The following is a 12,798-nucleotide window of genomic DNA, read 5'->3' as shown; positions in this document are numbered from 1 at the left end:
ACCAGGGTCGGAAACGGTCTCGGGCTGGCGAGTGGTCCGCCGCGCAGGCGTCACCCTGGCGGTGGCGCCGGTGCTTCCGTCAGGCCGGCCCGAGCCAGTTGAGGATGTCCAGGGGGTGGCCGATGAGGCCGTCCGCCCCCCAGTGGGTGACGCGGTCCTCGGCGTGGACGTAGCCGAACAGGGCCACCAGGGTGATCGCGCCGGCGCGCTGCCCGGACTCGACGTCGCGCTGGGCGTCGCCCACGACCACGCACGCCTCCGGGGGCAGATCGAGCGCGTCGCAGGCCTGCAGCACGGGGTAGGGGTTGGGCTTGCGCAGGGCGAGGTCGTCGCCGGTGATCAGGCAGCCGCTGCGCTCGCCGTAGCCGAGCGCGGCCACCAGGGGCCGGGTGAGCCAGCCGGGCTTGTTGGTGACAATGCCCCAGGGGACGTGCCGGGCCTCCAGGATCGCCAGCAGCTCGTCCATGCCGGCGAAGGCGCGGGTCTCGCGGTGAACGCGCTCGCGGTAGATGGCCAGGAAGCGCTCGCGCAGTCCGGCGAAGCGGGTGTCGGACGGATCGATATCGAAGCCCCGCCGCACCAGCGGGCCGCTGCCGTGGGAGACGACGGTGGCGAGCTGGCCGGCGGGCAGGGGGGCGAGGTGCTGCTCGGCGCGCAGGTCGTTGAGGCTGCCGATGAGGTCCGGGGCGGTGTCGAGCAGGGTGCCGTCCAGGTCGAGGAGGACGGCGCGGGCCAGCGGTGCCATCTCGTCAGTCCCGCCCCCCTTGCTCCCCGTCCGCCCGGAAGGCGGCGATGTAGTTGACGCTCACGTCGCGGCAGCGGCGGCATCGCCGGGTCACCGGGTTGTAGTGGATGCCCGTGAGCCGGGTGAGTGACAGGCCGGCGTCGCGCGCCCAGGCCGCGAGCTCGGAGGGGCGCACGAACTGGGTGTAGTCGTGGGTCCCGCGGGGCAGCAGGCCGGCGACGTACTCGGCGCCCACGACCGCGAGCAGCCAGGCCTTGGGCGTGCGGCTGACCGTGGAGAAGACCACCGTCCCCCCGGGTGCGGCGGCGCGTGCACACGCGGCGACCACGGCCGCCGGGTCGGGGACGTGCTCGATCATCTCCAGGCAGGTGACGACATCGAAGGTGGCGGGGGCCTCGGCCGCCATGGTCTCCGCCGAGGCGTGGCGGTAGTCGATCTCCAGGCCGCTCTCGCCGGCGTGCAGCCGCGCCACGGACAGGCCCTCGTCGCCGAGGTCGACGCCGGTCACGCGGGCGCCGCGCCGGGCCATGCCCTCGGCCAGCAGTCCGCCGCCGCAGCCGACGTCGAGGACGCGGCGCCCGGCTAGCGAGCCGGTGGCCTCCTCGATGAAGTCCAGGCGCAGCGGGTTCATCTCGTGGAGGGGGCGGAACTCGCCCTCCGGGTCCCACCAGTAGGCGGCGCTGCGGTTGAACTTGGCCAGTTCCCCGGGGTCGGCGTTTTCGCTGAGTGGCGACATGACGGCTCCGCGCTCAGGACGGCTTTCCGGCGATCTTATCACGCCAGCCGTGGGCCCGGCGTACGATCTCCTCCTGGTCCAGGGTCGTGAGTACGCCGTCGTTGAACAGGTGCCGTCCGGCGACCCAGGTGTCGCTGACCTGGTCGCGGCCGCTGGCGTAGACGAGCTGGGAGATCGGGTGGAAGAGCGGTGCGCTCTCGATGCCGTCCATGCGCACGGCGATCACGTCGGCCTCCTTGCCGGGGGTCAGGCTGCCGACGCGATCGCCCAGGCCCAGGGCGCGGGCGCCCCCCAGGGTGGCCGCTTCCAGAGCCCGGGCAGCGGGCAGGGCCGCCGGGTCCCTGGCCACGCCCTTGGCGAGCATGGCCGCGGTGCGGAGCTCGCCGAGCATGTCCAGGTCGTTGTTGCTCGCGGCACCGTCGGTGCCCAGCGCGACGTTCACGCCGGCGGCGCCCAGCGCGGCCACCGGGGCGAGGCCGCTGGCCAGCTTGAGGTTGGATTCCGGGCAGTGCACGACCTGTACGCCGGTCTCGGCGATGCGGGCGATCTCGGCGTCGTCGAGCTGTGTCATGTGCACGGCGATCAGTCCGGGGCCCAGCAGGCCGAGTCGGTCGAGGCGCCGGATCGGGCGCTCGCCGGTGGCGGCCAGGCTCTGCTGGATCTCGTCGGCGGTCTCGTGGAGGTGGATATGCACCGGCAGGGCGAGCTCGTCGGCGATGGTACGCAGCCTCTCGAGGTTGGGCTCGCTCACCGTGTAGGGCGCGTGCGGTGCGAAGGTCGTGGTGATCAGGGCGTCGTCGCGCCAGGCATCGTGTACGGCGAGTCCCTTGTCGATGTACTCGTCCGGCCCGGAGGCCCAGGCGGTGGGGAAGTCGATGAAGATCATCCCCACCACGGCACGGATACCGGCCTGGCGTGCGGTGCGGGCGGTGACGTCGGGGAAGAAGTACATGTCGTTGAAGCAGGTGGTGCCGCCGCGCAGCATCTCCGCCACTGCGAGCCGGGTGCCGTCCTGGACGAACTCCGGACCGGCGTGGGCGGCCTCCGCCGGCCAGATGTGCTCGTTGAGCCAGGTCATCAGCGGGAGGTCGTCGGCGAGCCCGCGCAGCAGATTCATGCCCGCGTGGGTGTGGGCGTTGACGAAGCCGGGGAGCACGGCGTGATCGCGGCGGTCATGGACGACCCGGGGCTCGTAGCGGCCGCCGGCCTCGTCGGTGGGCAGCACCGCCTCGATCCGCCCGCCGTCGATGACGACGCTGTGCGCCGGCAGGCACTGTCCCGATGGCTCCACCGGGATCACCCAGCCGGCGTGAATGACCTGATCGACTGTCTGCATGCCTGTCCTCCTGCACGGGTGGCGGGTGCGGCGGGTTGGTGGGGGAATGCTACTAAGCGCGTCACGGCTCCCGCTACATTTCGGTGAATCCGCAGGCCCGGTGGAGGGGCGCGCTCACCCGCCGGCTCCCTTCCCGCCGGTGTGGCATACTGACGCGCCCCGCACGTGTGGCGCGGGGGTCGACTGCCGGAGGGTGTTGTTGAGTATCGCCGAACACGACCGGGTCCGCGCCGTCGCCTGGGACGCGGCGGACGGATCGCTGATGCTGCTGGACCAGCGCGTGCTGCCCGAGCGCATCGCCTATCGCCGCTGCCACGATGCCCGCGGGGTGGCCGCGGCCATCCGTGACATGGTGGTCCGCGGGGCGCCGGCGATCGGCATCGCCGCCGCCTACGGTGCCGCCATGGCGGCAAGGGACGACGACTTTGACGCCGGGCTATCGGCGCTCGCCGCCTCCCGGCCGACGGCGGTGAACCTGGCCTGGGCGCTGGCGCGCATGCGCGAGGCCGCCGCCGGCGGCGCCGACGCGGCGGCGCTGCTCGCCGAGGCGCAGGCGCTGCACGACGCCGACGTGGCCGCGAACCGTCGCATGGGCGAGCTCGGGGCCGAGCGGCTGGGCCGCGACTGCGGCGTGCTCACCCACTGCAACACGGGCTCGCTGGCGACGGCGGGCTTCGGCACCGCTCTGGGGGTGATCCGCACCGGCTGGGCCGCCGGCCGCATCCGCCGGGTGTTCGCCGACGAGACCCGGCCGTGGCTGCAGGGGGCGCGGCTCACCGCCTGGGAGCTGCTCGCCGACGGCATCCCGGTGGAGGTGATCGCCGATGCCGCGGCGGCGTCGCTGATGCGTACCGGCGTGGTCGACTGGGTGATCGTCGGCGCGGACCGTGTCAGCGCCAACGGCGATGTCGCCAACAAGATCGGCACCTACCCGCTGGCGCTCGCCGCGCGGGCGCTGGGGGTCGGTTTCATGGTGGTCGCGCCGTTCTCCACCCTGGACTATGCCACCGCCAGCGGTGCCGACATCCCCATCGAGTACCGCGATGCGGAGGAGGTGCTGTCCGTCGCCGGCCAGCGCATCGCCGCCCCGGGCGCCGGCGCCTGGAATCCGGTGTTCGACGTCACCCCGGCGTCGCTGGTGGACGTGCTCGTCACCGAGCGCGGCGTGGTCGAGCGCCCGGACACCCACGGACTGGCCGCCCTCGCGCAGGAGTGAGCGCGGCCCCTGAACTACCGAGCCAAGGAGAAACGATGAAGAACGCACTGCTCACCCTCGCGCTGGCCGGCATGGTCGGCACGGCGTCCGCCGCCCCGCAGCCCGAGGTGGTCTTCCACACCAACCGGGGCGACATCCGGATCGCGCTCTATGCCGAGCGGGCGCCGGTGACCGTGGAGAACTTCCTCGCCTACGTGGATGCCGGTTTCTACGACGGCACCATCTTCCACCGGGTCATCCCCGGCTTCGTGATCCAGGGCGGCGGGTTCACCGAGGACATGCAGCGCAAGTCGACCCGCGAGCCCATCGAGAACGAGGCGGACAACGGGCTCGACAACGAGCGCGGCACGCTGTCGATGGCGCGCACCCAGGCGGTGGACAGCGCGACCTCGCAGTTCTTCATCAACCTCGCCGACAACGCCTTCCTCGACCACGGCGAGCGCGACTTCGGCTACGCGGTGTTCGCCCGGGTCGTGGACGGCATGGACGTGGTCGACGAGATGGCGGGGGTGCCCACCGGGCGGGCCAGCGGCATGAGCGACGTGCCCCGGCAGACGCTGGTGATCGAGAGCGCCGAACGCGTCGACGGCTGAGCCGGGCGGCGGCCGTCCCGGGGCCGTCGTTGTGATAACATGACGTGTTTTATGACACGCCCGCCGGCGCACTCGCGCCCGCGCGGGTTCCGAGCATCGCCCAAAGCCGAGTGAGACCACCCGATGTCGAGCGTCGCCAAGGAGATCCTGCCGGTCAACCTCGAGGACGAGATGCGGCAGTCGTACCTCGATTACGCCATGAGCGTGATCGTCGGACGTGCCCTGCCGGATGTGCGCGACGGCCTCAAGCCGGTGCACCGGCGCGTCCTCTATGCCATGCGAGAGCTCGGCAACGACTGGAACAAGCCCTACAAGAAGTCCGCGCGCGTGGTCGGTGACGTCATCGGTAAGTACCACCCCCACGGCGACTCGGCGGTCTACGACACCATCGTGCGCATGGCCCAGGACTTCTCCATGCGCTACCTGCTCGTCGACGGGCAGGGCAACTTCGGCTCCATCGACGGCGACAACGCCGCGGCGATGCGCTACACCGAGGTACGCATGAGCCGCATCGCCCACGAGCTGCTCGCGGACATCGACAAGGAGACCGTTGACTTCGTCGACAACTACGACGGCTCCGAGTCCGAGCCCACCGTGCTGCCGACGAAGGTCCCGAACTTCCTGGTCAACGGCGGCTCCGGCATCGCCGTGGGCATGGCCACCAACGTCCCGCCGCACAATCTCGGCGAGGTGGTGGATGCCTGCGTGGCGCTCATCGACGACGACTCGCTCACCGTCGACGATCTCATCGGTTTCATCCCCGGCCCGGACCTGCCCACCGGTGGCATCATCAACGGTACCGCGGGTATCCGCGAGGCCTATCGCACCGGCCGCGGGCGCATGGTCATGCGCGCGCGCTGCGCCTTCGAGGAGGACGGCGCCGGCAAGCCGCGGATCGTGGTCAGCGAGCTGCCCTACCAGGTGAACAAGGCGCGGCTACTCGAGAAGATCGCCGAGCTCGTCAAGGAAAAGCGCATCGAGGGCATCACCGAGCTGCGCGACGAGTCGGACAAGCAGGGCATCCGCATGGTCATCGAGCTGCGTCGCGGCGAGGTGCCCGAGGTCGTGCTCAACAACCTCTACCAGCATACCCAGCTGCAGACCGTGTTCGGCATCAACATGGTCGCGCTGCACCAGGGCCAGCCCAAGCAGCACAACCTGCGCGACGTCCTCGACGCCTTCCTGCGCCACCGCCGCGAGGTGGTCACGCGGCGCACCGTCTATGAGCTGCGCAAGGCGCGCGAGCGCGCCCACGTCCTCGAGGGCCTGGCGGTGGCGCTGGCCAACATCGACGAGGTCATCGCCCTGATCAAGGCCTCGCCGGGGCCGGCGGAGGCGCGCGAGGCGCTGGCCTCGCGGGAGTGGGCTCCGGGCATGGTCACCGGCATGCTCGAGCGCGCCGGCGCCGAGGCGTCCCGGCCCGAGGGGCTCGCCGAGGAGTTCGGCCTGCGCGACGGCGTCTACCGGCTCACCGCGCAGCAGGCCCAGGCGATCCTGGACCTGCGCCTGCACCGCCTCACCGGGCTGGAGCAGGACAAGATCCTGGACGAGTACCGCGAGCTGCTCGCCACCATCGAGGACCTGCTCGACATCCTCGCCAGCGGCGACCGGCTCATGCGCGAGATCCGCGAGGAGCTGGTCTCGCTGCGCGAGCGCTTCAGCGACGAGCGCCGCACCGAGATCCTCCACGACGAGCTCGACCTCACCACCGAGGACCTGATCCCGCCGGAGGACGTGGTCGTCACGCTCTCGCACAACGGCTACGCCAAGAGCCAGCCGCTGGACAGCTACCAGGCCCAGCGCCGCGGCGGCAAGGGCAAGTCGGCGACGCGCATGAAGGACGAGGACTTCATCGACCAGCTGTTCGTCGCCAACACCCACGACCACCTGCTGTGCTTCTCCAGCCGCGGCAAGGTCTACCGTCTGCGGGTCTACGAGCTGCCCCACGGCAGCCGCAACGCCCGCGGCAAGCCGGTGGTGAATCTCCTGCCGCTGGAGTCCGACGAGCGGATCAGCGCGGTGCTGCCGATCCGCGAGTTCGACGACGAGCATTTCGTGTTCATGGCGACCCGCAATGGTACGGTGAAGAAGACGCCGCTGTCGCACTTCTCGCGGCTGCGCTCGAGCGGAATCATCGCGCTGAACCTCGGCGAGGACGACGCCCTGGTCAACGTTGGCGTCACCAACGGCGAGCGCGAGGTCATGCTGGTGACCGACGCCGGCAAGGCCATCCGCTTCGGCGAGGCCGACGTGCGGCCGATGGGGCGTACCGCCACCGGCGTGCGCGGGATTCGCCTCGACCCGGGGCAGGCGGTGATCCAGCTGCTGATCCTGGGCGACGGTGACGTGCTCACCGCCACCGAGAACGGTTACGGCAAGCGCACCGCCGTGAGCGACTACCCCATCCGCGGTCGTGGCGGCCGCGGCGTGATATCGATCCAGACCTCGGAGCGCAACGGCGGCGTGGTCGGTGCCGCCCAGGTCGTGGACGGCGACGAGATCATGATGATCACCAATGCCGGCACCCTGGTGCGCACCCGCGTCGACGAGGTATCGCGGCTGGGGCGCAACACCCAGGGCGTGATGCTCATCCGCCTGAGCGAGGGCGAGCACCTGGTCGGGGTGGCGCGCATCGAGGTGCTGGATGACGACGAGGAGGGCGCCGACGCCGAGTAGACGCCGGCGCGCCAACGGTTTTCGCAAGCTGTCAGGAGCGAGATTGTATGTCGCGCGTGTATAACTTCAGCGCGGGTCCCGGAGCGCTACCCGAAGAGGTCCTGCGTCAGGCCCAGGAAGAACTGGTCGACTGGCAGGGCTCCGGCATGTCGGTGATGGAGATGAGCCATCGCGGCAAGGAGTTCGTGTCCATCGCCTCCGAGGCCGAGGCCGACCTGCGCGAGCTGCTCGCGGTCCCGGACAACTACCGGGTGCTCTTCCTCCAGGGCGGTGCCTCCGGCCAGTTCTCGGCGGTGCCGATGAACCTGCTGCGCGGGCGCGGCTCCGCCGACTACGTGAATACCGGCAACTGGTCGAAGAAGGCCATCGCCGAAGCGCGCAAGTACTGCGAGGTCAATGTCGTCGCCGAGGGCGGCAACGGCGACCCCATGTCCATCCCGGCGCTCGAGAGCTGGCAGCGCTCCAGCGACGCCGCCTACCTCCACTACACGCCCAACGAGACCATCAGCGGCGTGGAGTTCCACTGGGTCCCGGATGTCGGCGAGGTCCCGCTGGTCGCGGACATGTCCTCGACGCTCCTTTCCCGGCCCATCGACGTCTCGAAATTCGGGATGATCTACGCCGGCGCCCAGAAGAACATCGGCCCGGCGGGCGTGACCGTGGTTATCGTGCGCGAGGACCTGCTCGGTTCGGCGATGGCCGAGACCCCGGCGATCCTCGACTACCAGAAGATGGCCGAGTCCGACTCCATGGCGAATACGCCGCCGACCTTCGCCTGGTACATGGCGGGGCTGGTGTTCAAGTGGCTCAAGCGCCAGGGTGGCCTCGAGGCCATGGCCGAGATCAACCGGCGCAAGGCCGGCAAGCTCTACGACGCCATCGACGCCTCCGGCTTCTACCGCAATCCCGTGGACCCGGACTGCCGGTCCTGGATGAATGTGCCCTTCGTGCTGGCGGACGAGTCGCTCAACGACACCTTCCTCAGCGAGGCGAAGGCGGCTGGGCTCGCCACCCTCAAGGGCCATCGCAGTGTCGGCGGCATGCGGGCGAGCATCTACAACGCGATGCCCGAGGCGGGCGTCGACGCCCTCGTGTCGTTCATGCAGGACTTCGAGCGCCGCCACGGCTGAGGCCGGCGGCACGGCGAACGGAAGAAAGCAGGAGCGCTGATGTACAAGATACTCACTCTCAACAATATCTCCGTTAAGGGGCTCGACCGACTGCCGCGGGAGCGCTACGAGGCGTCCTCGGAGATCCAGCACCCGGACGGCATTCTGCTGCGCTCGCACAAGATGCACGGCATGGCCCTGCCGGAGACGGTGAAGGCCGTGGCGCGTGCCGGTGCCGGCGTGAACAACGTGCCGGTGGACGAGCTCAGCCATCGCGGTATCCCGGTGTTCAATACCCCCGGTGCCAACGCCAACGCGGTCAAGGAGCTGGTGGTCGCCGGGCTGCTGCTCGCCGCCCGCAACATCTGCCCGGCGTGGGCCTTCGCCCGCGGCCTGGAAGGCGACGATGCCGAGATCAACCGTCAGGCCGAGTCCGGCAAGAAGCAGTTCGTCGGCTTCGAGCTGCCGGGCCGCACCCTCGGCGTGATCGGCCTAGGTGCCATCGGCGTGCAGGTGGCCAACGCGGCCCGCGCGCTGGGCATGAAGGTCATCGGTTACGACCCGCAGATCACCATCCACAGCGCGTGGAAGCTGGAGGCGGACGTGCGCCGGGCGCACAGCGTCGACGAGGTGTTCGCCGAGTCCGACGCGATCACCCTGCACGTGCCCGAGATCGACGCCACCCGCGGGCTGGTCAATGCCGACCGTCTCGCCCAGGTGCGCGAGGGCGCCGTGCTGCTCAACTTCGCGCGCTCCGGCATCGTCGAGGAGCCGGCGGTGGTGGAGGCCCTGGATGCCGGGCGCCTGGGCGCCTACATCTGCGACTTCCCGAGCAACGCCCTCAAGGACCATGACCGGGCGGTCACCCTGCCGCACATCGGTGCGTCCACCAACGAGGCGCAGGACAACTGCGCGATCATGGCCGCCGACCAGCTCCGGGACTACCTGGAGACCGGTAACGTGGTGAACTCGGTGAACTTCCCGGAGATGATGCTGCCGCGCAACGGGGCGGGCGACCGGCTGACGGTGGCCAACAACAACGTCCCGAACATGCTCGGTCAGATCTCCACCGCGCTCGCGGACGCGGGGCTCAACATTGCGGACATGTACAACAAGTCCCGCAACGACCTCGCCTACACCGTGGTGGATGTCGAGGGCAGCATCCCCGGCGAGCTGGTCGAGCGCATCCGCGGCATCGAGGGCGTGCTCGCGGTGCGGGTCATCGAGTAGGAGCGGGCCATGAGCGACGAGACGGACCGGCTGCAGCAGGTGCGCGAGCGCATCGACAGCATCGATGACGAGATCCTGCGGCTGATCAACGCCCGTGCCGAGGCGGCGGGCGAGGTCGCACGGATCAAGCGCGAGAGCGGCGAGCCCGGGGATTTCTACCGCCCCTCGCGCGAGGTCTCGGTGCTCAAGCGCCTGCGGGCGGCCAACCCGGGGCCGCTGCCGGACGGCGACGTGCTCAGGCTCTTCCGCGAGCTGATGTCGTCGTGCCTGGCCCTGCAGCAGCCGCTGTCCGTCGCCTACCTCGGTCCGGAGGGGACCTACACCCAGGAGGCCGCGCTCAAGCACTTCGGCCATGGCATGAGGGCCATGTCCCAGGAGGGGATCGACGCGGTCTTCCGCGAGGTGGAGGCCGGCAACGCCGACTACGGCGTGGTGCCGGTGGAGAACTCCACCGAGGGCGTGGTTTCCCATACCCTCGACCGCTTCCTGACCTCGCACCTGAAGATCGTCGGCGAGGTGGAGCTGCCGGTGCGTCACAACCTGGTCAGCCGCGTGGAGGACCTCGCGGCGATCCAGCGGGTGTACTCCCACCAGCAGGGGCTGGCCCAGTGCCGCGCCTGGCTGGATTTACACCTGCCCCAGGCCGAGCGCATCCCGGTATCGAGCACCGCCGAGGCGGCGCGCCTGGCGGCGTCGGCGCCGGGGGCCGCGGCGGTGGCCTCCGATGCCGCCGCCGAGCGCTACGAGCTCGAGGTCCTCTTCCCCAACATCCAGGACGGCGCGGTGAATACCACCCGCTTCCTGATCCTCGGCAACACGACCCCGCCCGCCACCGGCGAGGACAAGACCTCCGTCGTGGTCTCGCGCCCCAACCAGCCGGGCGGCCTCGCCGGACTGCTGGCGCCGCTCGCGCGCTACGGGCTCAACATGAGCCGGATCGAGTCGCGGCCCTCGCGCCAGGGGGTGTGGGAATACGTGTTCTTCATCGACGTCCTCGGCCACGCCGAGGATCCGACGCTCAAGCGTGCCCTCGGCGAGATGGAGCAGCTGGCGAGCCTGATCAAGGTGCTCGGCTCCTACCCGCGTGCCGGCGACTGAGCGGCGGCGGCAGACATAGCACACAGGCGAGAGCGATGAGCAGCGACGCGATCCCCTTCTGCGATCTGGCGGTGCCCGGCGTGCGGGACCTCCAGCCCTACCAGCCGGGCAAACCCGAGGCCGAGCTCGCCCGCGAGTACGGGGTGAGCGACATCGTCAAGCTCGCCTCCAACGAGAATCCCCTCGGCCCGGGCGAGGCCGCGGTGGCCGCGGCGCGGGACGCCGTCACCGGTGTGCACCGCTATCCGGAGGGCAGCGCCCATGCCCTGCGCCACGCGGTGGCGCGTCATCACGACGTCGCCCCGGAGTGCATCACCTTCGGTAACGGCTCCAACGACGTCCTCGACCTGCTGGCCCGCGCCTTCCTCGGCCCGGGGCGCGAGGCGGTGTTCTCGCAGCACGCCTTTGCGGTGTACGCCATCGCCACGCGCACCGTCGGCGCCGAGGCGGTGGTGGCGGCGGCCAACGCCGCCGACCATCCCCAGCCCTACGGTCACGACCCGGCGGCGCTGCTCGCCGGTATCGGCGGACAGACACGGGTGCTGTTCATCGCCAACCCCAACAACCCGACGGGTACCTGGCTGGACGGCGACACCCTGGAGTCGCTGATCGCGCGTGTGCCCCGCGAGGTGGTGGTGGTGCTCGACGAGGCGTACGTCGATTACGCCCGTGACTGTACCGGCTACGTGGACGGCCGCCGCTGGCTGGAGACTTATCCGAACCTGGTGATTACACGGACCTTCTCCAAGATCCACGGTCTCGCCGGCCTGCGTGCGGGCTATGCCCTGTCCAGTCCCGAGATCGCCGATCTGCTCAACCGTGCGCGCCACCCCTTCAATCTGAACTCCGTGGCCCAGGCGGCGGCGGAGGCCGCGCTCACCGACACGGACCACGTGGACCGCTCGGTCGCGCTCAACAGCGAGCAGCGCGAGTGGCTGCGCGCTCGCCTCGAGGGCCTGGGCCTCACGGTGCTGCCCAGCGCGGGCAACTTCCTCGCCGTGGAGGTGGGCGACGACGCGGGTGCTGTCAACGAGGCGCTGCTGCGCCGCGGCGTGATCGTGCGGCCGATCGGCGGCTACGGGCTGCCGCGGTTCCTGCGCGTGACCGTGGGCACCGCCGGGGAGAACGCCCGCTTCGTCGAGGCCTTGGGCGAGGCGCTGTCCGGGGAGCGCGCATGATCCGCATCGGCCAGCTTACCGTCATCGGTATGGGGCTGATCGGCGGCTCGCTGGCGCGGGCGCTGCGCGAGGCCGGCGCCGTGGATGAGGTCGTCGCCGTGGGCCGGCGCCGTGAGGGCGTCGACCGCGCGGTGGCGCTGGGCGTTGCCGACCGGGGCACCACGGATCCCGCGCGGGGCGTGGCGGATGCCGACATGGTCGTGATCGGCGTCCCGCTGGGCGCGGTGCGCGGCGTGTTCGAGGCCGTTGCCGACGCCCTGCCGGCGGACTGCGTGGTCACCGACGTGGGCAGCGCCAAGGGCAGCGTGGTCGAGGACGCGCGCGCGGTGTTCGGTGCCGTGCCGCCCTGGTTCGTGCCCGGCCATCCGGTGGCGGGCACCGAGCGCTCCGGTGTGGAGGCCGGGTTCCCCGAGCTGTTTCGCGGCCGCCGGGTCATCCTCACGCCGGGGCCGGACACCGACCCCGCGGCGCTGTCGCGCGTGCGCGGCATGTGGACCAGCGCCGGCGCGGAGGTCAGCGAGATGGCCGTCGCCCATCACGACCGCATGCTCGCGGCGACCTCCCACCTGCCGCACCTGCTGGCCTACGGGCTGGTGGACACCCTGAGCCGCTGGGACGCCAGCCACGAGGTCTTCGAGTACGCCGCCGGCGGTTTCCGGGACTTCACCCGCATCGCCTCCAGCGATCCGGTGATGTGGCGCGACATCTGCCTGGCCAACCGGGAGGCGGTACTGGAGACGCTGCTGCGCTACCGCGAGGACCTGGATGCGCTCACCGAGTGGGTGCGCGCCGGCGACGGTGACAGCCTCGAGGCGGTGTTCTCACGGGCGAAGGCCACGCGGGACGACTTCCTCCACGTGTTCGAACGCTAGGGCCGGGCA

The 12,798-nt window shown here is 70.7% G+C and carries 11 protein-coding genes; 8 read left to right on the top strand and 3 right to left on the bottom strand.

Annotated features, from left to right (window positions below; translation table 11 throughout):
* Window positions 1-79: 79 nt before the first annotated feature.
* The 3 genes from C516_RS0111805 to C516_RS0111795 are packed head-to-tail and all read right to left on the bottom strand — an operon-like array spanning window position 80 to window position 2,817.
* Window positions 80-745: an HAD-IA family hydrolase gene (locus tag C516_RS0111805; RefSeq protein ID WP_018718601.1), complete on the bottom strand. Its 666-nt coding sequence runs from the start codon at window positions 743-745 to the stop codon at window positions 80-82.
* A 4-nt stretch (window positions 746-749) separates the two neighbouring features.
* On the bottom strand, window positions 750-1,481 hold the full coding sequence (gene ubiG, locus C516_RS0111800; protein WP_018718600.1) for a bifunctional 2-polyprenyl-6-hydroxyphenol methylase/3-demethylubiquinol 3-O-methyltransferase UbiG: 732 nt from the start codon (window positions 1,479-1,481) through the stop codon (window positions 750-752).
* 13 nt (window positions 1,482-1,494) lie between these two features.
* Window positions 1,495-2,817 (bottom strand): TRZ/ATZ family hydrolase, encoded by a 1,323-nt coding sequence (locus C516_RS0111795; RefSeq protein ID WP_018718599.1) that lies wholly within the window; start codon window positions 2,815-2,817, stop codon window positions 1,495-1,497.
* A 199-nt stretch (window positions 2,818-3,016) separates the two neighbouring features.
* Here C516_RS0111795 and mtnA point away from each other — a divergent pair, with 199 nt between their 5' ends.
* The 8 genes from mtnA (at window position 3,017) to C516_RS0111755 (ending at window position 12,789) form a co-directional block, all read left to right on the top strand.
* The gene (gene mtnA, locus C516_RS0111790; RefSeq protein WP_018718598.1) at window positions 3,017-4,033 is read left to right on the top strand and encodes an S-methyl-5-thioribose-1-phosphate isomerase; all 1,017 of its coding nucleotides are present in this window, start codon (window positions 3,017-3,019) and stop codon (window positions 4,031-4,033) included.
* 35 nt (window positions 4,034-4,068) lie between these two features.
* Entirely contained in the window at window positions 4,069-4,626 is a 558-nt protein-coding gene (locus C516_RS0111785) for a peptidylprolyl isomerase (protein WP_018718597.1), read from the top strand.
* Between the two features lie 123 nt (window positions 4,627-4,749).
* Entirely contained in the window at window positions 4,750-7,302 is a 2,553-nt protein-coding gene (gyrA, locus tag C516_RS0111780; protein ID WP_018718596.1) for a DNA gyrase subunit A, read from the top strand.
* A gap of 47 nt (window positions 7,303-7,349) precedes the next feature.
* The gene (serC, locus tag C516_RS0111775) at window positions 7,350-8,432 is read left to right on the top strand and encodes a 3-phosphoserine/phosphohydroxythreonine transaminase (RefSeq protein ID WP_018718595.1); all 1,083 of its coding nucleotides are present in this window, start codon (window positions 7,350-7,352) and stop codon (window positions 8,430-8,432) included.
* A gap of 39 nt (window positions 8,433-8,471) precedes the next feature.
* Entirely contained in the window at window positions 8,472-9,641 is a 1,170-nt protein-coding gene (locus C516_RS0111770) for a phosphoglycerate dehydrogenase (protein ID WP_018718594.1), read from the top strand.
* A gap of 9 nt (window positions 9,642-9,650) precedes the next feature.
* Window positions 9,651-10,739 carry a prephenate dehydratase gene (pheA, locus tag C516_RS0111765; RefSeq protein WP_018718593.1) on the top strand — a complete coding sequence of 363 codons (1,089 nt, stop codon included), beginning with the start codon at window positions 9,651-9,653 and terminating at the stop codon, window positions 10,737-10,739.
* A gap of 35 nt (window positions 10,740-10,774) precedes the next feature.
* Window positions 10,775-11,917 carry a histidinol-phosphate transaminase gene (hisC, locus tag C516_RS0111760; protein WP_018718592.1) on the top strand — a complete coding sequence of 381 codons (1,143 nt, stop codon included), beginning with the start codon at window positions 10,775-10,777 and terminating at the stop codon, window positions 11,915-11,917.
* Window positions 11,914-12,789, top strand: a complete 876-nt coding sequence (locus C516_RS0111755; RefSeq protein WP_018718591.1) for a prephenate dehydrogenase — start codon at window positions 11,914-11,916, stop codon at window positions 12,787-12,789. Before hisC ends, C516_RS0111755 begins: the two co-directional genes overlap by 4 nt.
* The last annotated feature ends 9 nt before the right edge of the window (window positions 12,790-12,798 follow it).

This window comes from Arhodomonas aquaeolei DSM 8974 (genome assembly GCF_000374645.1).
GTDB classification, from domain to species: Bacteria; Pseudomonadota; Gammaproteobacteria; order Nitrococcales; family Nitrococcaceae; genus Arhodomonas; species Arhodomonas aquaeolei.
The sequence above is the reverse complement of the archived record's forward strand: the minus strand, read 5'-3'. Positions and strand labels throughout refer to the sequence as shown.